Origin of the sequence: Achromobacter arsenitoxydans SY8, assembly GCF_000236785.1 — a bacterium.
GTDB classification, from domain to species: Bacteria; Pseudomonadota; Gammaproteobacteria; order Burkholderiales; family Burkholderiaceae_B; genus Achromobacter; species Achromobacter arsenitoxydans.
Genome location: NZ_AGUF01000008.1, coordinates 1 through 26539 on the forward strand (window position 1 = coordinate 1; position 26539 = coordinate 26539).

The window sequence follows — 26539 nt, forward strand, 5'->3', positions numbered from 1 at the left end:
CGTAGCCCTAGAAGTGCTGCATCCATAGCAGGACGGCTATCTCCCAACTCAAGCGTCCAAATCTTGTGCGCGCGGGCTACCTGATATTTATTCCCCTGGCTGAATATCCTCTCAAAAGAGTCAGGAAAGAGGACGTGACACAACGTGTGATACAGCTGCCTCCCTCTACCAGAGGGAATACTATCCAACCACAGAGCAAAGTGCTGACCATCACTCAACAGCGATTCACGTTCACTGAGAGGCTTCGCCAAAAGTGTGGCAAACGCTTCGACAGCGAATGCCACCTCCATCCATAAATATTGGTTGTAGCCCGGGCCCGCACTACCTAATCCCGACAAAACAGGAATCGTCAAAAATGGCGAATTTGATGGAAATTTTTCGGCCGGATTTATATTCCAAATTCGCTCCAGAGTCTTCATCTTGGTACGAGCACGAAGGTTAGTCGGCCCGAGCTGTACGATCCAAAAAATCTCGGTCATCAACGCGACATCAAGCGCCTGACAAGTAGCCAATTGACTTGCCAACTTGATGTAAAAACCACCGTCGCCCAGGTCAGGCTGCTTCACGTAATTTTCGATCAGCGCCTGAAAGTGTTCAGATGTCCACAGAGACTTCCCATCCAGTAGCAGTGATTTCTGATCCAACAGGCAGCGCTGTTTAAACTTATCCGCAGCCTCGAAGACATAATTGGCAGTAGAGGAATGGGGGTTAAATCGGCTCATAAATGTTTCCGCGACAGCTTAGAAATTTGTTGATACACGGCGATGGGTGAAGGGCAGCGCAAGACCTAAATGGCAATTACCTGATCGCGGCCCCTGCGTCGAAATGTTTGCTCTTGAAATCCCCAACGTCCGAAATGCAATCAGACTTATGAATCATCCGATGACAGTTGGCGCAAAGCACTGCGAAATCAGTCTCCGCATCCATTGGCACCCTCAGCCCTTTCAGCGTGGCAAGGGGACGCAAATGATGCGCCTCAATGTAGCCCTTACCAATCTCGCCATAAATCTTCTCAAAGTCGATACCGCAGACTTCGCAGACACAGCCCCTCTTTACCTTAACAAGCTTCGACAACTTGGCGCTTCGCTCCAAGCGCCTATGCATCCGAAACCGTGTCAGGTCTTCATAGAGAAACTCTTTCGGCTCATCCAACTCCGATTCTTGACCAAAGCCGCCTGCAGTCTCAGTTTCGTACAACTGGGCATACAGCGTGAGCATTGCCTTCAGATCATCCACCAGGACTTCTTCCGAAGGTAGGGCACCAGCCGGGTAGTACTTAGCGCAAATGTTTGCAGCTTCGTAAAAGGCCGTATTGTTCGAAGGTGCGCTGGGTGCAAGGTCGATCTCCGACAAAGGAAATCGCTCCCATGCGGAGCCTAGCAAGGCTCTGAAATTTGCGGCCTTCGCCTTCAGCGCGGTCTTAGCATCTGATTTGTAATGTGCTTTCGCTTCGGTCATACCCTGGTTCAAACTCAGGTAGACACCGAGCATGTCTTCGCGAAATAGATAGACCGGGTAGTAGCCGTACTGTGCTCCGTGTGTAATCGGTCCGTAGAACATCCCAACCCATGGGCCGCGCACCCAACCACCTTGGCCCGAACTGCCCTTGCAGGTGAGTTGCTGATCGGCACCGATGATGCTCTCCACCATGACGCGAAAGTCGTCACGGATGAACCTTGCAAGGGGATGTTTCGGGAAGAGCTCGCCGCACGCCGCTTCGTACCCCGTCAGAACCTTAGTCAGACACTCCTGAATACCCATATCGCTTTCGGCCTCTTTTTCCGGACGATCTCTTGCCATCCGCCGATGAATAAACTGGGCTTATTTATAACATTTTGAAATATTATTTAAGAATCATGGGCAGGCGCGAGGCGTTGCGCGGCCCATTGCGCTTCCGAGTTACCCTAACGGCTCCAGCGTCTCACCGCTTGAATGCGTTACTCTCCCTCCCCCAATCAGTCCGCAAGGAGCCCCAACATGGCACAAGCCTCCGCCCGTCACATCCTCGTTTCCACCGAAGCGAAGGCCAATGAACTGAAGACCGCCATCGAGAACGGCGCTGACTTTGCCCAGCTGGCCAAGGAAAACTCCAGCTGCCCGTCGAGCCGCGACGGTGGCAACCTGGGCACGTTTGGCCCGGGCCAGATGGTCAAGGAATTCGATACCGTCGTGTTCAGCGCGCCGGTCGGCGTGGTCCAGGGCCCGGTGAAGACGCAGTTCGGTTATCACCTGGTTGAAGTGACCAGCCGCAAGGACTAAGGTCCGCTGCCGTTTGCGAAAAGGCCGCCGCCAGGGGTTACCCGGCGGCGGCCTTTTTTTGCTTGGGCCGATTGCGTATGCAGCCCGATCCAACAGTTGCTCGTTTCGGTGTCAGACACCAAGGCGTCTGACACCTGCGGCAAGGTCACTCCTTGCCTGTCATCACCATATGCGCCAGCGCGTCGGCATCCAGCCCGGCCACATCGCGCTCGATGACCTTCACGCCGCTCTTCAGGATCGCGACCCGGTCCGCCAGCGCGACGACGTCGGCCATGTTGTGGCTGATGAGGATGACGGTGCGGCCTTCTTCGCGCAGCTTGCGCACCAGGTTCAGCACCAGGGCCGTTTCCTTGACGCCCAATGCGGCGGTGGGTTCGTCCATGATGACGACGCGGGCGTCCCAGCGCAGGGCGCGGGCGATGGCCACGGCCTGGCGCTGGCCGCCGGACATGCGTTCGACCGGGCGGTCCATGTCTTCGATGGGGACGGACAGGCGCTGCAGGTAGCCGCGCGCGTCCTGCGCCATGCGGCGCTTGTCCAGGACGCTGAGAAAGCCTACGCGGCGCACGAGTTCGGCGCCCATGAAGACGTTTTCCCAGATGGACAGGCGCGGGGCCAGCGCCAGGTCCTGGTAGATGGTGGCGATGCCTTGCACCAGGGCGTCGTGCGGGGATGCGAATACGACGGGCTTGCCGTTCAGGCTCAGGCCGCCGCCGCTGGGTTCCTGCGCGCCGGAGATGATGCGGATGAGGGTGGATTTGCCTGCGCCGTTGTCGCCGCAGATGGCCATGACCTTGCCTTCGGGCACGTCCAGGTCGACGCCCTTCAGGGCTTCGACGGCCCCGTAGGACTTGCGGATCTGGCGTAGCGACAATGCGGCGGTCATGGCTGGGACTCTTACTTGGCGGGTTGCAGGAATTTCTGGACGTTGGACTGGTCGACCAGCACAGAGTCCATGAAGAGGTAGGGGCCGGCGGCGACCTTGTCCTTGGGTTCCTTCTTGACGACGATGCGGTCGATGGAGTCGATGGCGCTGACGCCCAGCTGTTCGAAGGGGATCATCATGGTGGCGGTGATGAGGCTGTTGGGGTCGGCGATGCGGCGGTAGGTTTCGGGGCCGCCGTCTACCGAGACGAGCGTGATGTCGCCCTTTTTCATGCCCTGGGCCTGCAGCAGGTCGTCGATGACGTAGGCCTGGCCGTCGAATGATGCCCAGACGCCCTTGAATTGGCCCTGGTGGCGCAGGAACAGGGCCTGCATACCGTTGCGCACGTCGTCGCGCCAGCTTTGGGTGCGGGCCATGCTGAATTTGGCCAGGTCTTTGACGGCGGTGTTCTCGGTCAATACGGCGTCGAGCATTTTGCCGCGGATGCGGGTGCCGGAGTTGCCGTCAAAGCGCGCGGACAGGATGTTGCCCTGGTAGCCCATTTTGCCCAGCAGATACAGGACGGACTGCGCGCCGGTGGCGTATTCGTTGACTTCGACGTCGAACAGCATGTGCGGGCTGGCGCCGGACATGACGCCGACGACGGGGATGCCTTTTTCCTTGGCGGCCTGGAGCTGGGCGTCGGTTTCTACCGGCTTGCCCATGGCGACGACGATGGCGTCGACCTTTTTGTTGACCAGGGTGTCGAGCTGTTCGGCCAGCTTGGGCAGGGAACCTTCGGCGTTGAGCTGGGTGACGGTCCAGCCCTTGGCGCGGGCGGCTTCGGCCGCGGCGTTGGCGACGCGGGCGTGGGTTTCGGACGACATCTGGAATGCGACGATGCCGACGTCGAAGGCGTGGGCGGCGCTGGCGGCCAGCGCCTGGACGGCGAATGCGCCCGCCAGCAGCGTGCGCTTGAAAAATTTGTTCATGTGTTTTCCCCTTCCGGTCAGAATTTGAAGGCCGCTTTCTTCAGCACGGCCGATGACACCGCGACGGACGCGATCATGATGAAACCCAGCACGATGTCCTGCACGTAGTACGGCGCGCCCATCAGGACGAGGCCGTTGCCCAGCACTTTGAGGATCAGCGCGGCGACGAGGGTGCCGGGGATGTTGGCGTGGCCGGGGTTGAACATGGTCATGCCCAGCAGGACGGCGGCGATGGCGTACAGGAAGTAGTCGCCCGCCATGTTGGGCGCGGCGGACGACAGGCTGGAGGTGAGCAGGATGGCCGCCAGGCCCGCGCACAGGCCGGACAGGGCCAGGCCGATGCTCTTCATGAGGCGAATGTTGATGCCCGCGAGGCGGGCGGATTCGCCGGCCTCGCCAGTGGCGGTCATGCGGGCGCCGGTGCGGGTCCACTTGATCAGGAACCAGGCGAGGAGCACGGCGGCCAGCATCCACAGCACCAGGGCCGGGATGCCGAAGGGTTTGGCGCGCGCCAGGTCGGTGAAGGCGGCGGGCCAGCGGCCCACGTAGGACACGCCGTCGGTCAGCATGAAGGCGAAGCCGCGCGCCATGGCGGCCATGCCCAGCGTGGCGATGAGCGAGGGGACGCGCAGGCGGGTGACGGCGATGCCGTTGACCAGGCCGCACAGCAGGCCGATGCCCAGGCCGGCGCCGATGGCCAGCAGCACGGGCTGGCCGGTGTGCACCAGGGCGCCGGTGACGACGGCGGCCAGGCTGGCCACGTCGGCGACGGACAGGTCCAGTTCGGCCGTGACCAGCGCCAACGTGAAGCCGATGGCGATGATGGCCAGGAAGCTGGTTTCCTTGGCGATGTTCAAGAGGTTGTTGGGCGCCGCGAAGTTCGGGGCGGCGATGGCGAAGAAGCCCACGAGGATGAGGCCTGCGATTGCCGTACCGTACTTTTCCAGGATGCCGCGCATTGATTCAACCCTTGCTGCGTTCGAGTTTTTGTAGGTGCAAGGGTGATCCACCGCCTGCCGGGCGTCCGCGCCCTGATGGCACAGGAGTTTATACCTGTGAGCCGCCCGGCAGAACCACGATGGCGCGACGCGGAACCTAGGGTTTTTACCCCGGCGTCAGACCCGGATGCCCGCCAACGCATGCGACACGGGCGCCAGCGCGGCCTCGGCGGCGCGGAATTGGGCGTACATGCGGCGGTAGGAATGGGCCCTTTCGGACTGGGGCTCGTAATGCTGCGCGGCGCGCGCCATGGCGTCCTGCGCGCCAGCGAAGCTGCTGTGCAGCCCCAGGGCGGTCCAGGCGGCGATGGCGGCGCCCAGCACGCCGGGCTGTTCGGCGTGGCCGACCACGACGGGCCGCTCGCAGACGTCGGCCTTGACCTGGCACCACTGCGCGCTGGACGCCGCGCCGCCGCCGAATCGAATTTCAGAGACGGGCGCACCCAGCGCGGTCTCGGCGCGTTCCAGCACGATGCGGTTCAGGAAGGCCACGCCTTCCAGCACCGCCCAGGCCAGGTCGCCCGGCCCATGGCGGCGGTTCAGGCCGAGGAAGGCGCCGCGCAGGTGCGGATCCCAGTACGGCACGCGCTCGCCCTGCAAGTAGGGCAGGAACAGCGCCGGCTGCTGGTCGCGCGGCGCGTCCAGCAGTTCGCTCATCGCCTCGCCCACGCCCGCCATGCCGTCTTCGCCCAGCCGGCCCAGCAAGGGCAGCAGCCACGCGACAGTGTCCGCGCCGTTCTGGCCCGGTCCGCCGATCTGGTGATGGCCGCCGCCCCAGTCCACGGTCATCAGGCCCTGCGCCTGCACGGGTTCGGCGCCCACGGCGCCGAACACTTCGGTGGTGCCCGAGATGTTGTAGGCATAGCCGGGCCGCAAGGCGCCCAGGCCGGCGACCGCCGCCCAGGTGTCATTGGAGCAGGCGACCACCGGACGACCGGCCAGACGGGCCAGCGAACCCGGTAAGCCGGCCTGGACCGGCGCCACGGTTTCCAGGGGGTCCAGCAGGTCCGGCACCCATGCCGGGCTGGCGCCCGTGGCGCTCAGCAAATCCGGACCCGATGCATGTGGCTGGGCCGCGGCGGACAGGCGGGCCATGGACACCGTATCGCTGGCCATGCGGCCGGTCAGACGGAAGTTCAGATAATCCTTGGGTTCCAGCACCGCCTTTACGCGTGCGGCATGGTCGGGTTCCGTATGCAGCAGCCACGCCACCCGGGCCCAGGGATGGAAGGCATTGATCTGCCGGGATTCAGGATGGGCGGCCGGCATGGACGCCAGCCATTGCGAGACGTCCTGCGCCGCGCGCGCGTCGCGCCAGGTGATAGCGGATCGGATGGGCGCGCCTTGGGCGTCGACGAAGATCTGCGTGCGCGTAACGCCGCAAACCGCCACGGCCTGCACGGCGTCGAACGCCGCGCCCGCCTTGGCGGCCAGCGTGTCAGACAAGGTCTGCAGGCAGCGCCACCAAGCGTCGGCGTCGATGTCGTCCCAGCCGGGATGCGCGTTGACGGCGGCAGGGCTGTCGATATGGCAGGCGTGGACGACGTGCCCCGCGCCGTTCACCAGCGCGGCGCGGAAACGCGTGCCGCCAAGATCCACCGCAAGCACGCAACTCATGGCCGTGCCCCCGGAATGCGGGTGAGGACGCGCGCCGGCGGCATGCGTCGCGCCGGGCTGGGAAGCAGGATCTTGGACATGGAGAGCAGCTTCTGGCGTAAGCCTGTTTGAGGCCGAAACAGGTATTTCGGCATGCCAATATTGTATTTCAGCGCCCCGCGGACGGCGCGTTTTCCCTGTGTCGGGAGCGCCTGGTCTTCGCTGCAGCGCAGCACCGAATTCCCTATCAATTGATAATTTCTGTTCAGGTGACAGGCACCGCAGGCGTGCGACAGAATGGCCCACACCCGGAGGAGACAGCCGGGGCCATAAGAATCCAACGCGCACGCCAGAGGCCCATGAAAAAGTCCAGAAAGGTCATCATTACCTGCGCCATCACCGGCTCGGTCCATACGCCGTCGATGTCGCCCCACCTGCCCGTCACCCCCGATGAAATCGCGCAGTCCGCGCTGGACGCGGCGCAGGCGGGCGCGGCCATCGTGCACCTGCATGCGCGCAAGCCGGATACCGGCCAGCCGACACAGGATCCGGCGTTGTACGCGCAGTTCCTGCCGCGGATTCGGCAGGAGTCCGACGTTGTGGTCAACATCACCACGGGCGGGTCACCTGTGCTGCCGATTGCCGAGCGCATGGCGCCGGCGCTGCAATTCAAGCCGGAGGTGGCGTCGCTGAACATGGGGTCGATGAACTTCGGCATGTATGAGCTGCTGGAACGCTTCAAGGAGTTCAAGCACGCCTGGGAACGCCCCTATCTGGAGGGCAGCAATGACCTGATCTTCCGCAACACCTTCAAGGATATCGAGCACATCCTGACCTCGTGCAGCGATAACGGCACGCGCTTCGAAATCGAGTGCTATGACATCGGGCACCTGTACACGGCGGCGCACTTTGTGGACCGCAAGCTGCTCAAGCCGCCGTTCCTGATCCAGTCGGTGTTCGGCATCCGCGGCGGCATCGGCACCCACCCCGAAGATGTGATGATGATGCAGCGCACGGCGGACAGGCTGTTCGGCGACGACTACATCTGGTCCGTGCTGGCCGCCGGCCGCAAGCAGACGCCGCTGGCGACGATGGCGGCCACGATGGGCGGGAACGTGCGCGTGGGCCTGGAAGATTCCTTGTGGGACGGGCCGGGCGAACTGGCCAAGTCCAATGCGGACCAGGTGCGCCGCATCCGGCGGATCCTGGAGGATCTGTCCTTGCAGGTGGCCACGCCCGACGACGCGCGCCAGACGCTGCAACTGAAGGGACGCGGCAACGTCGCGTTCTGAACCAACATCCAATCCCGTGGGGAGACAAACATGAAAAAAACGATGTGCGCGGCAGCCTTGACCGCACTTTTCGGCATGGCGGGCGCGGCGCAGGCCGATGATGGCGTGATCCGCATCGGCTTCATCACGGACATGTCCGGATTGTCGGCGGACGCCGACGGGCCCGGCGGCGCCGAGGCCATCAAGATGGCGATTGCGGACATGGGCGGAACCGTGGCGGGCAAGAAGGTGGAAGTGCTGGTGGCGGACCACCAGAACCGCGCCGATATCGCGTCGTCCCGCGCGCGCGAATGGCTGGACCAGCGCGGCGTGAACATGCTGATCGCCGGCGCGAATTCCGCGGCGGCGCTGGCGATGGCGAAGGTAGCCGAGGAGAAGAAGACGCCGTTTTTCGTGGTGAGCGCGGGCGCTTCGGAATTGACGAATTCGCAGTGCACGCCCTACACCGTGCATTACGTATACGACACGGTGTCGCTGGCGCGCGGCACGGCGCGGGCCATGATGAAGGAAGGCAACAAGGACTGGTTCTTCCTGACGGTGGACCATGCCTTCGGCCATGCGCTGGAGCGCGATGCGTCCAAGGTCGTCCAGGAGGACGGCGGCAACGCCAAAGGCCGGGTCCGGCATCCGCTGAACACGGCGGATTTCTCATCGTTCATCCTGCAGGCGCAGGCTTCCGGGGCGCAGGTGCTGGGGCTGGCCAATTCCGCCAGCGACACCAGTAACGCGGTGAAGGCGGCCAACGAATTCGGCCTTACGCCGAAGATGAAGATCGCCGGCCTGCTGGTGCTGATCACGGACGTGCACGCGCTGGGCCTGCAGGCGGCGCAGAACATGTACCTGACCACGGCCTGGTACTGGGACCAGGACGACGCGTCGCGCAAGTGGGCGTCGCGCTTCGAATCCGTGATGAAGAAGAAGCCGTCCATGCTGCAGGCGGGCGACTATTCCGCCGCGACCACCTATCTGAAGGCGGTGGAAGCCACCAAGAGCACCGATGGCGAGACCGTCATGAAGTGGCTGAGGGCGAACCCGGTGAACGACTTCTTCGTCAAGGACGGCAAGATTCGCGCGGACGGGCTGATGGTGCACGACATGTTCCTGATGCAGGTGAAGACGCCCGCCGAATCGAAGGCCCCTTGGGACTACTACAAGCTGGTGGCCCGCGTGCCGGGCGACCAGGTGTATACGTCGCCCGCGGAATCGACTTGCCGCCTGATGAAGCCCTGACGCCATGGACCAACAGCAACCCGTCATGAACACCGCCGCCCTGCCCGTAGACCTGTCCGGCAAGCGGGTCATCGTCACCGCGGGCGCGGCCGGCATCGGCGCGGCGCTGGCCGACGCCTTTGCCGAGCGCGGCGCGCGCGTGCACCTGTGCGACGTGGACGAGCACGCCCTGGCCAGCTGCCGCCACGCCTGGGCGCGGGCGGACGTCAGCAGCCGCGATGAGATCGACCGCTACATGCAAACGGCGCTGGCCCACCTGGGCGGCCTGGACGTGCTGGTGAACAACGCCGGTATCGCGGGGCCGACGGCGGGCATTGCCGACGTCACGCCGCAGGAATTGGACGCGACGCTGGACATCAACCTGGCGTCGCAATTCCACACGGTGCGCCATGCGCTGCCCGCGCTGCGCCAGGCGGGCGGCGGCAGCATCATCAACATCAGCTCGGTGGCCGGCCGCATGGGCCTGCCCATGCGCACGCCTTATGCCGCCACCAAATGGGGCGTGGTGGGACTGACCCGCTCGCTCGCGATTGAGCTCGGCCCGCTGGGCATCCGCGTCAACGCGCTCTTGCCCGGACTGGTGGCGGGACCGCGCATTGAACGGGTGATTGCGGCGCGGGCGAAAAACATGGGTCTGACGGTCGAGGAACAGACCCGGCTGGAGCTTTCAGGCGTCAGTCTGCGGCAGTTCGTGCGCGCGGCGGACATCGCCAACATGGCGCTGTTCCTGGCCAGCCCGTTCGGGGCGATGGTCAGCGGGCAGGCGATCAGCATTGATGGCGACCTGCAGTCCCTGCCCTGGCAGCCGCCGGCGGAATGACTCAACCGGCCTGCGCTTACTCCAGCAGTTCGATGGTCTGCGCGTACACGCCCTGGCGGCGTTCCTGGGCGGTGGCGCGCAGGGCGTCCAGCAGCCGCGCGGTCAGGTCCTGGTTGCGCGATTCGGTGCGCGTGATGAGCAGGAAGTCGTACCACTGGCGCGAGGCCAGCGGCAGCGCGACCAGGTCGGGAAAGGACATCACGATGTCCGACGCCGACAGCGCATTGACCAGGCTGATGCCCTTGACCGCACGCACGGTGCCCGGCACCAGCGACATGTGGGCCTGCATGCTCGACCGCAGCAATAGCGAGTCGGCGATGTCGCCCTGGGCCACGACATAGTCGGACCACAGCGGCTTGACGTAGGAATCGGGCGGGATGTCGGCCACATTGACGGATTCGCGTCCGGCCAGGGGATGCTCGCGATGGGCGATCGCCATGACGTCCGCACGCAGGAACGGGGTGAAATCCAGCCGCGTGCTGTCGCGCCCGACGGCGCCCAGGCCGAAGTCCGCGCGCATGGTTTCCACCGCGCTGATCACCTGCATCGAGGATTCGACGTCGATGGAGAACGGCCGCGTGCCGTTGACGTCCAGGTAGCGGCGCACGGCGTCGGGCGCGTAGCCTAGCGCCAGCGCGGGCGACGAGGCGATGCGCAGGCCGCGCCCGCCGAACTGTTCGATGCTGTGCAGCGCTTCGTCGATGCGCACCAGCTCGTCCAGCACGAACTTGGCTTCGCTGTACAGGTACTGGCCGGCCTCGGTGGGACGCAGCGTCTTGTGGGAGCGGTCGAAAAGCTGCACGCCGGTGGCGCTTTCCAGCCGCGAAATCGCGTGGCTGATCGCCGGCTGGGTAAGGTGCATGGCGTGCGCCGCCTGCCGCGTCGAACCGGTCATGACCACCGCATAGAAAATGCGCAGGTCGTGGATATTGAAGTTGCGCTTCATGCGGGGCCGGACTACCTGCTTGCCGGCGCCGGCGGCGCATACTTGCCGCCGATGACGGTAATGCCCATCTGCGCGCCGGCGGCGCGCGACAGGTAGTCGTTCTTGAGCGTGGCGCGGTCGCCAAAGACCGTGTCGGTCTTGCCGCCCAGCGTCCCGAGCGTCTTGTCGATGTCGTTCTGGGCGTCGTGCATGCCCTCTTGCAAGGCGCGCCGCAGCGCGGGATTGAGCGCTGCGGTGTCGTAGGGCTCGCCGGGCTGCAGGCCGATGCTGGCGAAGCGCTCGCGCAGCCATTTTTCGGTGGCCGGCGTGGGCGCGAACTGCAGCAGGAACGCCAGTTCTTCGTAGAACTCCAGCGTCGTGTATCGCTGCGCGCGCGGCGCGGGCGTCAGCCAATCCACTTGGACGGGCGCGGCGGGCGCGGCCTTCTTGCGAAAGGCGGACAAGGGCTGGACCTTGTAGCGCGACTGGATGCGGTTGACGTTGCTCATGTCGGCGGCGCTAAGGCGCTGCGTGCGTCCCGACAAGGTGGCCAGGCTGGTTTCAGACCGGAAGACCTTAGTGATACCGGCAGGGACCTTGCCGTTCCAGGACGGGCCGGCGACCAGGAAGCTGCCGCCGCCATTGCCGGTAGCCCGCGTGCCGATGTACCCGAAGCGGTAGCTGTACAGATCCATCAATTGCAGGACGAAGTCGCGCCGCCTTTCCATGCCCGGCACGGTGACGACGACCGGTTCGGCGCGCAGATCCAGGGCGGCGAACACATACTGCGCGCCCGTGTCCGGATTTGCGGCGGGATGGATCGTATTGAACGGCCCCTTGTACTGCGGACCGTTTCTGTCGATGCTGGATGCATGGATGGCCTGATAGCTGGCGACCATGGGCGTGCCGTACAGATAGGCTTCACGGGCGATGCTGCGCGCCTGTTGCGCGGTGACGCCCTCGATGCCGACGGACTGCGATCCCGTGGCGGCGTCGGGCGACGTGAAGCTGCAAGCCGCCAGGCTGCCGCCCAGCGCTGCGGCGGCGATCAAGCTGAAGGACAGGCGGCGGACGGATCCGATGCTACTCTGGCGATGGCGCATTCAATGCTCCAACATTGCGTGATTGCGCCGGCGCCGGAATGGCGGCGGCGTTGCCCGCAGGGCTTGAATCCGGGGGATTCTGGCATATTTCCCGGTCACGTAAAAGAAACGCAATTGGCGCGGCTTGCGCCCGCTCACAGGAACGTCAGGCAACGATGGAAACGCAAGAACTCGGCGCGAATGCCGCCGGCGGCCCGGACGGAGAGCCCTTCAACCTCCGCGCGTCTTCCTATTTCTTGCTGCAGGCCGAGCACTGCTGCACGGCCTGCGGGCAAGCGTCGCGCGTGTACGCGCTGGCTGTGCCGCCCGGCCACGAAAGCACCGAGGCCGATCTGGACCTGGACGACATTGACGCGGACAGCCCCGGCCTGGACGCCCAGGCGTTTCGCGATTGGCTGTTCAGCCCCGCGCGCTGGCAAGCCATCGACGGCCCTGCCATGATCTCCTCGATCCGCGCGCTATCGCCATCCGTAGCGCACGCCTTGCGGGCGCTTGCGCCGCGCTTTCGCCCGAACCCTGAACGGGGCGGACAATGGAGCAATTTCTGCGAACACTGCGATGCGCCGATCTGGGACGGCGCGCTGTTCCCGACCCCAGGGCAGGCGTTCTGCCCCAGGGATGCCGAGGCCGCCTCGCACATCGCGGCGCGGCCGGTGGATGCGCCGTTCGAGGCCTACTTCGGCATGTGCTGGACGGACAGCTACCGCAACAAGTGGCCCCTGTTCTCGCGCATGGGCTACGACTGCGCCGAAGACGAATGACGGCGGCCTGGGCGGACCGGCCGCCGGGGCCGTAGCCGCGGGTGTGGCCGTCAGGCTGACTGGGCTTGTTCCTGCAGCGTTTCCAGCTGATGCGCGGGAATCGCGGTGATGGCGCTCTCGGTGGCGCTGGCGTCGGTGGTCAGGTGCTGGATCAGGTCCACCGTGGTGGAGCGGCGGGTCAGCATCAGGCAGGTGACCTCGGCGTCCGCGACCCGCGTGGCGTGCCAGCAACCGGGCCGCATGCAGACGCCCTGCCCCTGCGGCACATGGAAGGCGGCCAGCGTGGACAGGTCGGGGCTGCCGTCGTCGGCGCTGCGGGCCACGACCTGGATGATGGCGCCCGTCAGCGGCACGATGGCCTGCTGCGTGAGCAGGTGCTTCTCCAGGCTGGCGATTTCAGTGGACTGGCTGCGGTAGTTGACCCACAGCAGCTCGGCGTCGCCGCCGGCGCCCGTGTTGAACTGGTGTTCCTGCCAGAAGTCGGTGGCCGGATTGGTGTACAGCGGCACGCCGTTGCCGTCCGGCATGGGCTTGCCCAGCATCCAGCCATAGGCCGTGAAGGCGTCCGGGGTGAGATCGTTGATTTCCAGCTGCGTGTTGCTCGTCATGCGGAACCCTGTGATGGCTTTGCGCCGCGTCGGGGAAACTCGGCGTCGTAGTCGAAGTCGCCGCGCGCGATGGCCTCCAGGATGGCGGCCCGCCGGTCGGTGGCCCGCTTGAGATTGGCTGCAGTGGGTTTGACCCTGATGCGCTCGACACAATGCCGGCCGTCAAAGAAGAAGCCGATCTCGATGGACGATTCGGACGCGGGGCGCACCCCCTCGAATCCCTTGCTCATCGCCTGCTCCCATTGTTGCCGATGGACCACATGATAAACGCTTCGATGTGACGGACGCGCTGTCATACACTGCCTCTACGCCCCCACGCCAAGGATGCGCATCATGGCTACCGACCTGTCGTCGCATTATGTGTACCTGGACGCCTCCGGCGCCGCCACCACCGTCCAAGGCGGCGACGCCTTCTGGTCGCAGTCCGGCGCAGAGCTGGAGAATTTCGGCCGCGGCTGGCTGGTGTCCGAATACGAATTCGCTTCTGACTGGCCGCAATGGGAAATGCACCCCGGCGCCGACGAGATCGTGCGCCTGTTGGCGGGCGAGTGCGAACTGCACCTGGAATGGCCCACCGGCATCCAGACCGTGAAGATGCGGGCTGGCGACGCCTATGTGGTGCCCAAGGGCGCGTGGCACACCGTCAGGGTGTTCGAGCCCTGCCGCATGCTGCACATCACCATGGGCGCGGGCACGCAGCATCGCCCCGTCTAGCGCCCCTGCGGCGCCCTATCCTGCGGCGCCGGCGGGACGCGAGCGCTGGATCTCGCGGTCGTCGATCGGCCAGTGCAGCGCGGCCGACAGCACGCCCAGCGCCATCGCTCCCAGCCATATCAGGTCGTAGGACCCGGTGGCTTCGAACACGACGCCGCCCAGCCACACGCCCATGAACGACCCGAGCTGGTGGCCGAAGAACACGAAGCCGAACAGGGTCGTGATGTAGCGCACGCCGAACACCTGCGAGATCAGGCCGTTGGTGAGCGGCACCGTGCCCAGCCACACAAAACCCATGACCGCCGCGAACGCGTAGACCGACCATGTGGACAGCGGCAGCAGCACGAACAGGGCAATCGCGGCCGTGCGCAGCAGGTAGATGCCGGCCAGCAGATACTTGCGGCGATGATGCGCGCCCAGGATGCCGCACACATAGGTGCCCATCACGTTGGTGAGCGCAATGATGGCCAGTGCCGCAACGGCGTCCGAGGCGCGCAGGCCCTTATCCATCAGGTACGCCGGCAGGTGCGTGCCGATGAACGCAAGCTGGAAGCCGCAGGCCAGGAACCCCAGGTTCAGCAGCCAGAAGCCGGGGCTGGCAAAGGCCTCGCGGATGGCGGCCGGCAGCGACAGGTTCGCGTCCGGCGCGGCGGCGTCCCGCAAGTTTCCGGCCGGTTCACTCAACGGAAACGCCAGGGGCAGCAGGACAAGCAGCGCGACCGCGAAGGTCAGCAGGGCCGCGACCCAACCCCAGCCGCCGATCAGCCACTGCGCCGCCGGCACCATGGTGAACTGCCCCAGCCCGCCCACCGCGCCGGCCACACCCAGCGCCCAGCTGCGCCGCTCCGGCGGCACCAGACGGCTGAGCGCGCCGTAGATGGCGGCGAACGCGGTGCCCGACAACGCTATGCCGATGCATACGCCGGCCGTCCACATAAAGCCGGCAGGCGTGGTCGCGTGAGCCATGCCCGCCAGCCCCAGCGCATAGAACAGCAGCCCGCCCGCGATCACCTTGGCCGATCCGTAGCGGTCGGCAATCATGCCCGTGAACGGCTGCACGATGCCCCAGGTCAGGTTCTGCACAGCCAGCGCGATGGCGAAGGTCTCGCGGCTCCAGCCGCGATCCATCGTGACGGGCAGCAGGAACAGGCCCTGCACGTGGCGCACGCCCAGGGCCAGGCCCATGACGACGCCGCCGGCCAGCACCAGCAGCCATAGCTGCGAGGCATCCAAAGACGATTTGTTCGGGGCGGACATGGCGAACCTCTTGCGTGGAACGTCGCCCCCGTTCAGGCGGGCACCGGCTCTATTACAGGGGCGGCGCGCCGTGGATTCAACCGATTATTTTTTGTCCGCTGCATGCGCGGGGGGAATGCCAGGATTGCTGTGCAGGCTCAAATGCACTAGACGGACGCTTCCAAAAATCAGCAATAATTACATATCGTTAAAAGACATAACATTAATGCTGGGCAGGGAGTCTTGCGGTGGACGTGTTTAACAATCGAGATAATGACAATCACCAGTTGCGGCAATCGCGATCACTTACGCCTCCTCAATTTGTACTAGGTGAGGACTATGACCGTCGGACCGACATTCACGCTCGATTCGGAGGCAGTGCCCAAAGCGGCATTTCCACCTCGGGCTCATTTCCCGCTATTTTTCTCTTTACCGGTGAAACGGGTGACCAATACGGGTATCGCGATGGATTTACCCCTGGAGGCACATTCCTCTACACTGGTGAAGGTCAAGTGGGAGACATGCAATTCAACCGCGGAAATAAAGCCATTAACGAGCATGCGGTGAATGGGAAGTCACTCTACTTGTTCGAAGCTTTAAGAAACCCCAGAAAGCAACGGTACTTAGGTGAGTTTTCGTTGATCCGCGCTCATACAGACCGCACGGGGCCCGATCGCAACGGAGCCCTCCGCAAGCTGATCATTTTTGAATTGCAGCCAGGCGCAAGCACGCTTGAAGCGTCAAACCTTCCGCTACCCGCCGACGTACCTCCCTCGTCCCTAGAGGAAGCCAGAGAGCGGGCAATCGCAGCCTACAAAGCACAGTCGAGTAGAGAGGCAAGGCCTACTATTCAGAACCTGTACCAACGTAGTGAAGCGATTCGCTCGTACGTGCTGCAGCGAGCCAATGGAAATTGCGAACATTGTTCCCGCCCCGCACCCTTTAGTCGCGTTGATGGGTCGCCGTATTTAGAGGTTCACCATGTCCATCGTCTTTCGGATGGCGGCATAGATCATCCTAAAAACACTGCAGCGCTTTGCCCTTCGTGCCACCGTGAAGTTCACTTCGGGCGCGAAGGAGGAGTTATTAACAATCGGTTGATCGCTAGTCTTGCCTTGAAAGAAAGAGCGTAAGGCTCGTAGCCCTCTATCTCGAGGGGAATTCTATCGGCGCCCACACGGAAAACACCGCCCCCTTCCCCACCGCCGACCTCACCGACACCTCGTACCCCAGCAGTCCCGCCAGCCGCCGCACGATCGCCAGACCCAGGCCCAGCCCCTGCCCGGAAGGCGGCGCGTCCGGTGCGCCCGCGCCGCGCGTGAATTCGGCGAAGACCGTCTCCAGGGCGTCCGGCGCGATGCCGACGCCCGTGTCCCAGACCTGGATCAAGGCGCCGCCGGCGCGGCGGCGGGCGCAGAGCAGCACGCGGCCATTGGGCGTGTACGACAGCGCGTTGCCAAGCAGGTTGTCCAGGATGCGGCGCAACAGCGCCGGGTCGGTGTCCAGCGAGATATCCGTGGGCAGGACCGTCAGTGTCAGGCCGCGGGCCAGCGCCTGCGGTTCGTAATCCTGGCGCAGCGCTTCGAACAGCGCGTCCAGGTCCAGGCGCCGGCGCTCTACGCGCGTCAGGTGCGCGTCCATGCGGGACACATCCAGCAGGCCGTCCAGCAGCCGGTTCAGACCTTCCAGCACGGTTTGCTGGCGCTGCGCCACCAACAGCGCGTCCTGCGGGCTGATCCGCCCTTCGGCGGCGCGGTTGGCCAGAATGTCGGTGAACAGGCCCAGCGCATGGACCGGCTGGCGCAGGTCGTGCCCGGCGGCGGCCAGAAAGCGGGTCTTGGCGACGTCCGCCGCGGCGACGCGGTCGCGCTCGCGCTCCAGGTTGCCGATCAGCGCCAGGTTTTCGAACCGCAGCGCGACCGTGGTGCGCAGGCTGCGGTAGGTGACGGCGCTGAAGTACATGTTCACGACCAGCAGGCACAGGGCGAATGCCGCATAGACCAGATGCAGGCCGTCGCCTTCGGCCAGGCACGCGAGGGTAAACGGCGCCAGCATGCCCAGGGCCGATCCCGCGTAGGCGGGCGGATAGGCCGACAGCGACGGCACCGCGCCGCTGCACATGCCGGCCAGCATCACGCAGCCGAACGCCAACATCATGTCGTCGTGCGACAGCACCGCAGCCAGCCCGGCAAGGCCCCACAGCAGCCCCGATAGCCAGGACAGCGCGGAGAAACCCAGCACATGCCGGCGCGAGGCGGACAGGGCGACCCGCCGCCGCAGAAAGCCGCGGGTCAGGCCTACGCGAAACGCGGTCAGCAGGTAGATCGCGGCAGCCCATCCCGCCAGCAGCCAGGACGGCACGCTGCCGTGCATGACGTAGGCCACCGGAATGACGACGGCGAAATTAGCGAACAGCACCCCGTATGACTGCCGATGCAGCAGCGCGGCCAGCTCCGCCTGGATCTGTGCAGCGGCAGGCGCGGCCGCCGGGGCGGGCGAGGCGGATAAGGTCATGGGCCTGGGCCGGGGTCGGATCCCTATAATGACGCGTCATTCTGACACATCATGTCATCACCCCGTCCCCCAATGATTTTCCGGCCCCCACAAGCCCCGCTGCGCATCCTGCTTGCCGATGACCACGGCATCGTGCGCGAGGGCTTGAAAATGATGCTGGCCCACGCGCAGGCCACGATCGGCGCGGTGGACGAAGCCGCCACGGGGGAACAGGCGCTGGCGCTGCTGGCGGCGCACGGCGCCGACCTCCTGGTGCTCGACCTGGGCATGCCCGGCGTGTCGGGATCAGGCTGGGTGCGCGCGCTGCGCGTGCGCCACCCGGCGCTGTACATCATGGTGCTGACGGCCAATACCGACGAGCGCACGCGCGCCGCCGTGCTGGAGGCCGGCGCCGACGCCTTTGTGGCAAAGACCGGAAGCTCGCAGCCCTTGCTGGCCGCCATCGCGGCGCTGGCCAGCGGCGTCGCGCGTCCGCGCGCCGCGCCCGCCGCCTACATGCAGACGCCCGACGAAACGCTGACGCGACGCGAGCAGCAGGTGCTGGCCATGGCCGCGCTGGGCGCGACGGCCGCTCAGATCGCGCAAGACCTGCACATCAGCCCCTTTACCGCGCGCAAGCACCGCGAAAACCTCATGCGCAAGCTGGGCCTGCACAGCACGGCCGAGCTGGTCGCCTACGCGGTGCGGCTTGGCCTGCCCACGGGCTAGGCCAGCGATCCCCAGCGCCCGCGCCGGCATCCGCAAGCCCGCGGTGGCCCGCGCCCAAAAATACGGCACGCATCGTATTTTCCGGCGGCCCCTCCCTCTCTAGACTGGCCTAGCAGCGTCGCGCCTTCTCATTGCGACCAATCGTCCGGGATTGCGCGCGGAGCGCTTCCGTCCATGAACATGCAGCACCGTCGCCATGCACACTGCTCCCGCCGCCGCTTCCCGCCATCCCGATCCCGCCGGTCCCGCCGCACGCCTGCCGCCGTCCGATCCCGTAATCGAACTGGTGCAGACGCAGCACGAACGCCTGCGGCGCTTTGTGCGCAGGTACATCCGCAACCCCAGCGACATTGACGACATCACCCAGCAGGCGCTCGCGGAGATGTCGCTGTCTTACGAGCGGTTTCGCGGCGCGAGCAAGCCATCGACCTGGTTGTTCGGCATCGCGATGAACCTGATCCGGAATCACCTGTCGCGCGCGCCCGAGCGGCGGCTTGTCTTCGAGGGCATCGAATCGCTGGCGACGGAGGCCTGCCTGGACCCTGCCCCGCCAGTGCGGGCCGAATGGCGGCAAATGGTGAGCATCGTGGACCAGGCCATGGCCGACATGCCCAAGGAACTGCGCACGATGCTGCAAATGGTGGCGGTGGAAGAACTGTCATACGAAGAGACCGCACGACAGCTGGCCCTGCCCATCGGGACGGTGCGCAGCCGGGTGTCGCGCGCGCGCGCCCATCTGCGCCGTCGGATGCAGGCTCGCGGTGTTTGCCTGGACGCGTAACAGCCACCGCTTCCGGAACACCCATAGCCATCCGCTATTCGCGGATTTAGGCGAACTTCCCGCCAAATGCCGGGAATTTGACGCGCAGCAACCGTAAACACCCATCGACATTAACGCTTCGTTTTCAATAGTTACATCTACCTCGATCCGTCCCCGCTATCCCTGGGTACAGTGCTGCCTTCCCTATTCCCTTCGGCAGGCATCCAATCATGCGGCACGCCCGGCTAGGCTCTTTCGTTCCCGCGGGTTGCGTCCGCGCCAGCGCGCAATGAAGGCCGCGCCCTTTTTCAAGCCCCTGGCGCTCGCTGCCGCGCTTGCCGGCCTGCCGCTACTGGCGCCGGTCAGCGCGCACGCCATGCCCGACTGGATGCAGCAATGCACCTCCAGCTTCTACGGCGAAGGATCCGGCACCTCCTGCCATGAGAACTACCAGGAAGGGCTGGCGGCGGTGCTGGTCGGCGTCGGCAGCGACGAATCGGCCGCGTGGGGCTACATCGACAAGCAAGGCATCATGGCCATCGCGCCCGCCTACACGGAAGCCAGGTCGTTCCAGAACGGCGTGGCCGCCGTCAGCCAGGGCGATCGGTGGGGCTACATCGACCGCAAGGGCCAGTGGGTCATCCAACCCCGCTTCTCCAACGCCACCGGCTTTAACGCCGAGGGCACGGCGCTGGCTGAAGAAGACGGCCGGGACGTGCTGATCGACCGCCACGGCAAGGTCGTCAAGACCTTTCCGCTGGGGACGCGCTCGTGGGGCTTCCTGCCCGGTCAGAAGCTGGCGTCGATGGAGTGGCCCACGCCGCCACGCCTTTTCAGTACCGCCAGCGGCAAGGCCGCCGCGCTGCCCGACGGCGTGATGGCCCTGGCCGCGCCCACGGGCGGCTACCTGCCCGCCCAGACGCGCGACTCGCGCTACGGCGGCTGGTGGGGCCTGCTGGATGCGAAGGAAGGATGGGCGATTGCGCCGCAGACGCTGCGTTCCATGTCGCCCCCCGTGCGCGACGGCAACGTAGTGGCCGTGCAGCGGGAGCGCCAGTGGGAATTCGTGGACACGGACGGCGCATCGCTGGCGCCGGACCGCTACGAGCGCGTGGAACTGGTGGCTCCCGGCGCGTGGCTGGCGCGGTCCGCCGATGGCAGGACGACCCTGCTGGACGGCAGCCTGAAGCCCATCCACGTGTTCCAGGGCGGCTACGTGGGCCTGGTGGAACGCGACGGCTGGCGCTACGCGACCGAACCCGGCATGACGCTGCTGGTCGATCCCGCGGGCGGCCTGCAGCGCCTGCCCCTGCGCAACGGCAAGGTGGAAATCAGCGGAGGACGCGCGTGGGTGTATGGCGCGCCCGAGTCCGGCGTGAACGCAGGGACGGCAGACGACATGAGTCCCGAGGACGAGGCGCGCGCGGCTGCGGCATTGGCCGAGGTCCAGGCCCAGGCCGCAGCGGACGAAGGCCCCGGCATCGAGCAGGAGGCCGCGACCGAGGCCGTCGCCGCCGCGGCCGACACGGCGGCCGATGCCGCTGTGGCAGCGGCTGCGGACGCCGCGGCCCCGGCCGCCATGGACGCGCAGACCGGGCCCGACGACGCCGCGCGCGACGCGGCCGTGGCGCAGTCCGGCGACGGCGCCCTGCACCAGATCTACGGCCCGGACGGCCGCCCTGTGCTGGACGACGCCGCCATCGCCAGTTTGCGCGGCTACGACATCAGCATCTTCCATTACGCGCGCGCCGCGGGCGCCGACGCCGCAAACGCGCCGCTTGCGCTCCTGCATCCCGACAGCTACGAAAAGCCCCTGGGCATCCTGACCGCGTCGGGCAAGATCGTCACAAATGCGGACTGGGACAGCATCGACACCTACGACGTCGCAATGCCGCTCCTGGTCCGCACGAAGAACCACCGCGCAGGCGCGATCGGTGCGGACGGAAGCTGGGCCGTGCCGCCGGAGTTCAGCGAGATGCGCGCCTTCCGCGGCCCCTACACCTGGGCCCGCACGCCGGACATGAAACGTGGCGACGCCCGGCTGATCGACGCGCGCGGCCAGACCGTGCCGGTGCCGGCCGATGTCCTGGAAGACGCGTCGAAGATTGATGGCGACTTGCTCTTCTATCGGAAGATGAACGAGAACCGCCAGCGCCGCTGGGGCCTCTGGAACATTCGCGAGGGCGCTCCCGCCCTCAAGCCCGCCTACGAACAGGTGCAGGAATTCGAGGGCGACTGGGCCAAGGTCCAGGAGAAGAACCGCTGGGGCGTGGTGAACCGCCAGGGCCAGTGGGTGCTGCCTGCCACGCAGGAAGGCGCCTACGATATGGAGTACCTGGGCGACGGCCTGATGCTGGTCGACGCGCCCGACGCCGCGCGCAAGCGCTCCGGCTACAGCGAACGCGCCTATCGCGTGGTGAACCTGCGCACCGGCAAATCCAGCGAACCCGTCGTCGGCAAGCCGGAAAAGCTGAAGGGCGGACGCCTGCTGGGCCAGTTGCCCGACGCGAGCGTCGTGCTGTTCGACGCGCAAGGCAGCTTCATTCGCGTGTCCGATGGCCGCCCCGAGAGCAAGCAGCAGTATGGGGACTGGCTCTACATTCGCCACGACGAACGCGAAGGCGCCATCGACGCCCGCGGCAACCTGAAAGTGCCCGCCATCTACGGCGAATTCAATCCTTTCTTCGCGCAGCCCGAGGGCCTGGCGCGCGCGAACCTGGGCTCGGGCTATCGCGTGATCGACCAGAACGGCAAGCCCGTGCTGGAAAAGCTGGGCGACGGCACGCCCCTGGCTTCGATGCGCAGCATCGTGTTCAGCGACGACAACGAATCGACCAGCATCATGGTGGACCTGCAGGGCCGCGAGATCGCGCGCGTGGCGGGCCGATACGCCATTGATTACCGCAACGCCAGCGAAGGCGTCGCGCCATATAGCGACGACAACGGGAAGTCGGGCTTCATCAATGCGGCCGGCAAGCGCGTCGTGGGCGCACACTTCGACAAGCTGGGCCCGCTGAAGGACGGACTGGCCCGCGCGCGCCGGCTGGAACGCACTGGCAAGCTGTACGGCTATGTGGACCTGACCGGACGCTACGCCATCGCGCCCGCGTTCACATGGGCCGCCGACTTCCACGACGAACGCGCCCTGGTGCGGCGCGGCCGGCTGGTGGAATTCATCGACACCAAGGGCAAGACGACGGCGCTGTTCGGCACGCTGTGCGGCACGCTGGTGATCGTGGATGCCCAGGACAGGCAAAGCTGGCCGCCCCGCAAGCTCACCTGCCCCGAGGCCGTCGGCATCGACCCGCCCCCGCCCGTTCCCGCCGTCAGTGCCAACCCCGCCAACGCCAAAGCAGAATGACCATGACGTCACGCGCGCTACGAACCACCCGCCTTGCCTGCGCCCTGGCCGCCCTGGGCGTGTCCCTGTCTGCACAGGCGCAGTCCGGCCACCTTTATTGCCTGGCTGAAGGCGACTACCTTGCCTATCCCGCCGCGGACGACATCGCCTCGCGCAACCCCTTCGGCAACGGCTGCATCCGCGACCTGTCAGACGGGCGCGCGGCCGTGCTGCTGCCGTCGGCCATCGAGAACATCGACCGCGTGCCGCGCAACTCGTCGCTGCGCCGGCATGCCTGGGGCTTCCTGGATGCAAACGGCCGCGTCGCGATCGAGCCCATCTTCGAGGCGGTGCGCGACTTCCGCCACGGGCTGGCGGCCGTGCAGTGGCAGGGCAAGTGGGGTTACATCGACACGAATGGCCGGATGGCGGTGCGGCCGCGCTACGACGCGGTCGAGGATTTCGTCGAGATCGGCCTGGCGGTGGCGACGCTGGACGGACGTCCGGTCCTGATCGACCGCCAGGGCAATCCCGCCGGCGCCCCGCTCGAGGAAAACGTGCGCGCCTTGCGCCTGTCGGACGGCGTGCCCGCCCGCGCCACGGTCCAGTACAAAGAAGAGTACCGCTCGTCCGACGGCGAACGCCGCTACGGCGGGACCGGCGTCGTCATTACCAAGCCCTTCGGCAATGGGCTGTATGTGGCGACCAACGGCGAGGGCAAGTACGGCGTGGTGGACAAGGACTGGAAGTGGATCATCGAGCCCGAGCTGGATGATGTGTTCGTCCAGAACGAGGGCGCGCTGGCCACCGCCTATGGCCGCGAAGGCTCGGTGATGGTGACGGCCGAGGGCAAACTGATCGGCCAGGACCAGCACTACGAAAGCATGAACCCGGTAGGCAAGGCGTTCTGGAGCGCGGCGTTGCCGCGCCGGGCGGGCTACGCGGTGCTTGACGCCTCCGGCGCCGTGGTGGCCACGCTGACGCAGGACGAAGGCCAGGCCTCCCAGCGCCACGCCGACATCGTTGTCTATCCCAGCGGCGGCAACATCGTGGCCCTGGTGCCCGGACGGCCTGCGCCCGTCACATTGGGAACCGGCATTGCCGCCGCCGACGAGGCGGAAGGCTACGTGCTGTTCGTCGACGGCGCGAGCCAGCCCGCCGGACTGCTGACGCCCACGGGCGCCTGGCTGCACGGCGATTCCGCACCGGCCTGGCTGGGCCAGGTCGGCCGCATGGAAGCGCGCCTGGGCAAACTGTGGGTATCCGATGCGCAAGGCAGGCTGCTGAACGTGCTGGACACAGACGGCCGCGCGCTGCTCAAGCCCGAGGCCGTGCAAGCGGCGCAAGACCTGCAGCTCAAGCCGCTGTCCGCCAGCGTACCGGGCGGGCCGCTAGGCCTGCTGGGGCAAGGCCATTGCCATTGCGGCGGCGCGGAATCGGGCGCAGGGCTGCTGCTGGCGGACGGCAGCATCGTGTCCGATCCGTCCTGGAACGAACTGATCCCGCTCGACCTTGCGGAAGATGCGCCCGCGGACGGCCTTGCCGCGGACCAGCTGCGCTACGCGGCCGAAACCGACGACGGCATGCTGCTGCTGGACGCCCGCGGCAAGCCCGTGGACCTGCCCGCGCAGCAGCACATCGGCGTGTTCCGCCATGGCTACGCGCAGGTCTACGGCGATGGCGTGGTCCGGATGATCGACCGCACGGGCAAGACCTACGAACTGCCGGAAGCCTTCGACACGCAGGTCGTCGCGCCCGGCGTGGTCCGCTTCCTGAAGACGGCCGCCGACGGGGAACCCTGGGGCCTGTACGACTTCGTGGCCGGCAAGGCGCTGGCGGCGCCGGCGTTCCGCAGCATCGGCGAGTTCCAGGACGGCCAGGCCGTGGCCTCGCTGGGGCCCGACCGCGTCGGCGTCATCGACCAGCAGGGCCGGTGGATCCTGCCGGCCAGCCACCACGACGCCGAGCGCGTGAACGACAAGTTGTGGCGGGTGTCGCAGGCGGGCGGCAAGCACGACCGCTACGACCGCCCCGCCGCCGTATTCAACACGCAGGGCCAGGCCCTGACCGGCTTCCTGCGCGGCCTGCAGGTCGGCGATTACGGCGATGGCTCCATCAGCGCCGGCAACGACCGGAACCGCTGGATCATCTCGCCCGATGGAACTGACGCGCTGGACATGAAGGACGCGGACTACGTCCGCCTGGGCGACTGGATGGAGATCCGCCGCGCCGACCGCCATGGCTACCTGAACAGCCAGGGAAGCTGGCAGATCGAACCCGCGCCGGGCGCCGGCTCCGACTTCCACGGCGCGCCGGCACGGGCGCTGGCCTCGAACGCCGACGGGACGCGCGTAATCGACGCCAACGGCAAGACCCTGGCCAGCCTGCCGAGCGGCGACTGGAGCTGGCCGCGCGGGTCCGCCACGCTGATCCGGCATTACACGGCGAAGGGCAAGACCATGACCGACTACGCCGATCCCACAGGCAAGACCCGCCTGACTGTCGAAGGTTTTGCGTCCGCGTATTCGGAAGGACGCGCAGTGGCGCAAGTGTCGAGCGACGGCGTGCGCGCGGTCGACGCCAAGGGCGCGCTGGTGGGCCCTGCCTACGACGCGATGGGCGCGATGCGCGACGGACTTGCACCCGCCAGCGCCGATCACGCCTATGGCTACGTGGACAGCACCGGCAGCTTCGCCATCCTGGCCGCGTATCGGGTGGCGTCCGCATTCTCGAACCAGCGCGCGGTAGTCTCGACCGAGGACGATTCGCGCATTATCGACACGTCGGGCAAGACGCTCGCTCGCGTGCAGATGCAGTGCGGCATCCGCACGCTGTACGGCGCAGCCGGCCAGCGCCTGTGGCCGCTGCGCATGCCGCAGGGCTGCAAGGGCCGTCCGGAGTCCCGCGCCTACTGAGTGTCCAGCGCCAGATAGCGGCGGGTCTGCACGATCTCTTCGCGCTCTTTGAAGCTGGTCAGGCGGTCCGCCAGCGCGCTGCTGTCGCCCGTCTGGCGGATGGCCGCCAGCGTGGCCTGCATCGCGTGGATGGCCGCGCGCTGCAGGTCCGACGGGATGATCGCCAGGCGGTAGCCCATGGCGGCCAGGTCCGGCAGCGGCACCAGCGGCGTCTTGCCGCCGTAGAACATGTTGATGAGCTTCAGGCCCGGCAGGCGATCGGCGATGGCGCGGATCTGTTCCAGCGTCTCGGGCGCTTCGACGAAGATCATGTCCGCACCCGCCTTCAGATAGCGTTCGGCGCGCGCGATGGCGGCGTCGAACCCTTCCACCGCGATGGCGTCGGTGCGCGCGATGACCAGCGTGTCCGCATCTGCCAGGGTCTGGCGCGCGATGTGGACCTTCCGGCACATCTCTTCGGCATCCACCAGGCTCTTGTCGTCCAGGTGGCCGCAGCGCTTGGGAAAGGACTGGTCCTCGATGTGGAACGCGGCAACGCCCGCGCGCTCCATGAGGCGCACCGTGCGCTCCACATTGGCCGAGCCGCCGAATCCGGTGTCCGCGTCCGCCACCACGGGCAGGCCGCTGGCGTCCACGATCTTCTCGACGCGATCCATGACTTCGGTGAAGCTGAGCAGGCCGATATCCGGATACCCCGCCGCGCGCGCGATCGCGCCCCCGCTGGCATACACGGCGGAAAACCCGGCGGCGGCGACAAGGCGGGCGGACATGCCGTCGTAGGCGCCGGGCGCCACGACGATTTCCTGGGACAGGCGCTGGCGTAACAGGGCGCCGGGGGTAAGCGTGGATGTCATGCGTAGTCCTTCAAAGCGATGAGCGGATGCCTGCATGATCGGCCTGACG

General features: G+C 66.2%; 23 protein-coding genes and 1 pseudogene. 11 read left to right on the forward strand and 13 right to left on the reverse strand.

The features are described 5' to 3' along the window. Together KYC_RS01505 and KYC_RS01510 are read right to left on the reverse strand one after the other, a co-directional pair. A pseudogene (locus KYC_RS01505) lies at positions 1-722 on the reverse strand (hypothetical protein); the annotation flags it as partial. A 76-nt stretch (positions 723-798) separates the two neighbouring features. Then, positions 799-1800: an MrcB family domain-containing protein gene (locus KYC_RS01510; protein WP_202946569.1), complete on the reverse strand. Its 1002-nt coding sequence runs from the start codon at positions 1798-1800 to the stop codon at positions 799-801. A 177-nt stretch (positions 1801-1977) separates the two neighbouring features. Between KYC_RS01510 and KYC_RS01515 the strand changes: the two genes are divergently transcribed. Further along, positions 1978-2259, forward strand: coding sequence for a peptidylprolyl isomerase (locus tag KYC_RS01515; protein ID WP_008158133.1), 282 nt, complete (start codon positions 1978-1980; stop codon positions 2257-2259). A 145-nt stretch (positions 2260-2404) separates the two neighbouring features. On the opposite strand, the gene KYC_RS01520 is transcribed toward KYC_RS01515, so the two are convergent. The 4 genes from KYC_RS01520 to KYC_RS01535 form a co-directional block, all read right to left on the reverse strand. Continuing rightward, the gene (locus KYC_RS01520) at positions 2405-3145 is read right to left on the reverse strand and encodes an ATP-binding cassette domain-containing protein (RefSeq protein WP_008158134.1); all 741 of its coding nucleotides are present in this window, start codon (positions 3143-3145) and stop codon (positions 2405-2407) included. Positions 3146-3156: 11 nt separating this feature from the next. After that, positions 3157-4116 carry a sugar ABC transporter substrate-binding protein gene (locus KYC_RS01525; RefSeq protein ID WP_008158136.1) on the reverse strand — a complete coding sequence of 320 codons (960 nt, stop codon included), beginning with the start codon at positions 4114-4116 and terminating at the stop codon, positions 3157-3159. 17 nt (positions 4117-4133) lie between these two features. After that, positions 4134-5075, reverse strand: a complete 942-nt coding sequence (locus KYC_RS01530; RefSeq protein WP_008158138.1) for an ABC transporter permease — start codon at positions 5073-5075, stop codon at positions 4134-4136. 156 nt (positions 5076-5231) lie between these two features. Further along, complete coding sequence (locus KYC_RS01535; RefSeq protein WP_043517271.1) at positions 5232-6731, reverse strand: xylulokinase; 1500 nt, start codon at positions 6729-6731, stop codon at positions 5232-5234. 338 nt (positions 6732-7069) lie between these two features. On the opposite strand from KYC_RS01535, the gene kce reads away from it, so the two are divergent. The 3 genes from kce to KYC_RS01550 are packed head-to-tail and all read left to right on the forward strand — an operon-like array spanning position 7070 to position 10052. Continuing rightward, positions 7070-8002 (forward strand): 3,5-dioxohexanoate:acetyl-CoA acetone transferase, encoded by a 933-nt coding sequence (gene kce, locus KYC_RS01540; RefSeq protein WP_008158141.1) that lies wholly within the window; start codon positions 7070-7072, stop codon positions 8000-8002. A 30-nt stretch (positions 8003-8032) separates the two neighbouring features. Next, positions 8033-9232 (forward strand): ABC transporter substrate-binding protein, encoded by a 1200-nt coding sequence (locus KYC_RS01545; RefSeq protein ID WP_050814820.1) that lies wholly within the window; start codon positions 8033-8035, stop codon positions 9230-9232. 4 nt (positions 9233-9236) lie between these two features. Beyond that, on the forward strand, positions 9237-10052 hold the full coding sequence (locus KYC_RS01550; protein ID WP_008158145.1) for an SDR family oxidoreductase: 816 nt from the start codon (positions 9237-9239) through the stop codon (positions 10050-10052). Positions 10053-10068: 16 nt separating this feature from the next. Here KYC_RS01550 and KYC_RS01555 read toward each other — a convergent pair whose 3' ends face one another. Together KYC_RS01555 and KYC_RS01560 are read right to left on the reverse strand one after the other, a co-directional pair. Continuing rightward, positions 10069-10998, reverse strand: a complete 930-nt coding sequence (locus KYC_RS01555; protein ID WP_008158147.1) for a LysR family transcriptional regulator — start codon at positions 10996-10998, stop codon at positions 10069-10071. Between the two features lie 11 nt (positions 10999-11009). Next, entirely contained in the window at positions 11010-12080 is a 1071-nt protein-coding gene (locus KYC_RS01560; RefSeq protein ID WP_008158150.1) for a DUF1254 domain-containing protein, read from the reverse strand. A 155-nt stretch (positions 12081-12235) separates the two neighbouring features. On the opposite strand from KYC_RS01560, the gene KYC_RS01565 reads away from it, so the two are divergent. Next, on the forward strand, positions 12236-12841 hold the full coding sequence (locus KYC_RS01565) for a hypothetical protein (protein ID WP_008158151.1): 606 nt from the start codon (positions 12236-12238) through the stop codon (positions 12839-12841). 50 nt (positions 12842-12891) lie between these two features. Here KYC_RS01565 and KYC_RS01570 read toward each other — a convergent pair whose 3' ends face one another. Next, the gene (locus KYC_RS01570) at positions 12892-13449 is read right to left on the reverse strand and encodes an ureidoglycolate lyase (protein WP_008158154.1); all 558 of its coding nucleotides are present in this window, start codon (positions 13447-13449) and stop codon (positions 12892-12894) included. Continuing rightward, positions 13446-13679: an Arm DNA-binding domain-containing protein gene (locus tag KYC_RS01575; RefSeq protein WP_008158155.1), complete on the reverse strand. Its 234-nt coding sequence runs from the start codon at positions 13677-13679 to the stop codon at positions 13446-13448. The genes KYC_RS01570 and KYC_RS01575 overlap by 4 nt, the downstream gene beginning before the upstream one ends. A gap of 103 nt (positions 13680-13782) precedes the next feature. On the opposite strand from KYC_RS01575, the gene KYC_RS01580 reads away from it, so the two are divergent. Beyond that, the gene (locus KYC_RS01580) at positions 13783-14163 is read left to right on the forward strand and encodes a cupin domain-containing protein (RefSeq protein ID WP_043517280.1); all 381 of its coding nucleotides are present in this window, start codon (positions 13783-13785) and stop codon (positions 14161-14163) included. Positions 14164-14178: 15 nt separating this feature from the next. Here KYC_RS01580 and KYC_RS01585 read toward each other — a convergent pair whose 3' ends face one another. Then, on the reverse strand, positions 14179-15420 hold the full coding sequence (locus KYC_RS01585) for an MFS transporter (protein WP_043517274.1): 1242 nt from the start codon (positions 15418-15420) through the stop codon (positions 14179-14181). A gap of 227 nt (positions 15421-15647) precedes the next feature. On the opposite strand from KYC_RS01585, the gene KYC_RS28535 reads away from it, so the two are divergent. Then, positions 15648-16532, forward strand: a complete 885-nt coding sequence (locus tag KYC_RS28535; RefSeq protein ID WP_238531872.1) for an HNH endonuclease — start codon at positions 15648-15650, stop codon at positions 16530-16532. Positions 16533-16545: 13 nt separating this feature from the next. Here KYC_RS28535 and KYC_RS01590 read toward each other — a convergent pair whose 3' ends face one another. After that, positions 16546-17913 (reverse strand): sensor histidine kinase, encoded by a 1368-nt coding sequence (locus tag KYC_RS01590; RefSeq protein WP_008158162.1) that lies wholly within the window; start codon positions 17911-17913, stop codon positions 16546-16548. A 51-nt stretch (positions 17914-17964) separates the two neighbouring features. Here KYC_RS01590 and KYC_RS01595 point away from each other — a divergent pair, with 51 nt between their 5' ends. The 4 genes from KYC_RS01595 (at position 17965) to KYC_RS01610 (ending at position 25636) form a co-directional block, all read left to right on the forward strand. After that, entirely contained in the window at positions 17965-18621 is a 657-nt protein-coding gene (locus KYC_RS01595; RefSeq protein ID WP_238531873.1) for a response regulator, read from the forward strand. Between the two features lie 196 nt (positions 18622-18817). Beyond that, a complete protein-coding gene (locus tag KYC_RS01600; protein WP_008158166.1) occupies positions 18818-19402 on the forward strand; it encodes an RNA polymerase sigma factor in 585 nt (194 codons plus the stop codon). Between the two features lie 268 nt (positions 19403-19670). Further along, on the forward strand, positions 19671-22742 hold the full coding sequence (locus KYC_RS01605) for a WG repeat-containing protein (RefSeq protein ID WP_008158168.1): 3072 nt from the start codon (positions 19671-19673) through the stop codon (positions 22740-22742). Positions 22743-22744: 2 nt separating this feature from the next. Continuing rightward, positions 22745-25636 carry a WG repeat-containing protein gene (locus KYC_RS01610; RefSeq protein WP_008158170.1) on the forward strand — a complete coding sequence of 964 codons (2892 nt, stop codon included), beginning with the start codon at positions 22745-22747 and terminating at the stop codon, positions 25634-25636. Here KYC_RS01610 and KYC_RS01615 read toward each other — a convergent pair. Continuing rightward, entirely contained in the window at positions 25630-26490 is an 861-nt protein-coding gene (locus KYC_RS01615; RefSeq protein WP_008158172.1) for an isocitrate lyase/PEP mutase family protein, read from the reverse strand. The genes KYC_RS01610 and KYC_RS01615 overlap by 7 nt on opposite strands. Positions 26491-26539 lie beyond the last annotated feature (49 nt).

Coding starts and splice junctions, on each gene's coding strand:
- KYC_RS01565 (WP_008158151.1), top strand. CDS start 12,236: ATGGAAACGCAAGAACTCGGCGCGAATGCCGCCGGCGGCCCGGACGGA.
- KYC_RS01575 (WP_008158155.1), bottom strand. CDS start 13,679: ATGAGCAAGGGATTCGAGGGGGTGCGCCCCGCGTCCGAATCGTCCATC.
- KYC_RS01555 (WP_008158147.1), bottom strand. CDS start 10,998: ATGAAGCGCAACTTCAATATCCACGACCTGCGCATTTTCTATGCGGTG.
- KYC_RS01520 (WP_008158134.1), bottom strand. CDS start 3,145: ATGACCGCCGCATTGTCGCTACGCCAGATCCGCAAGTCCTACGGGGCC.
- KYC_RS01545 (WP_050814820.1), top strand. CDS start 8,033: ATGAAAAAAACGATGTGCGCGGCAGCCTTGACCGCACTTTTCGGCATG.
- kce (WP_008158141.1), top strand. CDS start 7,070: ATGAAAAAGTCCAGAAAGGTCATCATTACCTGCGCCATCACCGGCTCG.
- KYC_RS01585 (WP_043517274.1), bottom strand. CDS start 15,420: ATGTCCGCCCCGAACAAATCGTCTTTGGATGCCTCGCAGCTATGGCTG.
- KYC_RS01605 (WP_008158168.1), top strand. CDS start 19,671: ATGAAGGCCGCGCCCTTTTTCAAGCCCCTGGCGCTCGCTGCCGCGCTT.
- KYC_RS01595 (WP_238531873.1), top strand. CDS start 17,965: ATGTCATCACCCCGTCCCCCAATGATTTTCCGGCCCCCACAAGCCCCG.
- KYC_RS01525 (WP_008158136.1), bottom strand. CDS start 4,116: ATGAACAAATTTTTCAAGCGCACGCTGCTGGCGGGCGCATTCGCCGTC.
- KYC_RS01560 (WP_008158150.1), bottom strand. CDS start 12,080: ATGCGCCATCGCCAGAGTAGCATCGGATCCGTCCGCCGCCTGTCCTTC.
- KYC_RS01570 (WP_008158154.1), bottom strand. CDS start 13,449: ATGACGAGCAACACGCAGCTGGAAATCAACGATCTCACCCCGGACGCC.
- KYC_RS01615 (WP_008158172.1), bottom strand. CDS start 26,490: ATGACATCCACGCTTACCCCCGGCGCCCTGTTACGCCAGCGCCTGTCC.
- KYC_RS01580 (WP_043517280.1), top strand. CDS start 13,783: ATGGCTACCGACCTGTCGTCGCATTATGTGTACCTGGACGCCTCCGGC.
- KYC_RS01530 (WP_008158138.1), bottom strand. CDS start 5,075: ATGCGCGGCATCCTGGAAAAGTACGGTACGGCAATCGCAGGCCTCATC.
- KYC_RS01535 (WP_043517271.1), bottom strand. CDS start 6,731: ATGAGTTGCGTGCTTGCGGTGGATCTTGGCGGCACGCGTTTCCGCGCC.
- KYC_RS01550 (WP_008158145.1), top strand. CDS start 9,237: ATGGACCAACAGCAACCCGTCATGAACACCGCCGCCCTGCCCGTAGAC.
- KYC_RS01510 (WP_202946569.1), bottom strand. CDS start 1,800: ATGGCAAGAGATCGTCCGGAAAAAGAGGCCGAAAGCGATATGGGTATT.
- KYC_RS01590 (WP_008158162.1), bottom strand. CDS start 17,913: ATGACCTTATCCGCCTCGCCCGCCCCGGCGGCCGCGCCTGCCGCTGCA.
- KYC_RS01610 (WP_008158170.1), top strand. CDS start 22,745: ATGACGTCACGCGCGCTACGAACCACCCGCCTTGCCTGCGCCCTGGCC.
- KYC_RS01600 (WP_008158166.1), top strand. CDS start 18,818: ATGCACACTGCTCCCGCCGCCGCTTCCCGCCATCCCGATCCCGCCGGT.
- KYC_RS01515 (WP_008158133.1), top strand. CDS start 1,978: ATGGCACAAGCCTCCGCCCGTCACATCCTCGTTTCCACCGAAGCGAAG.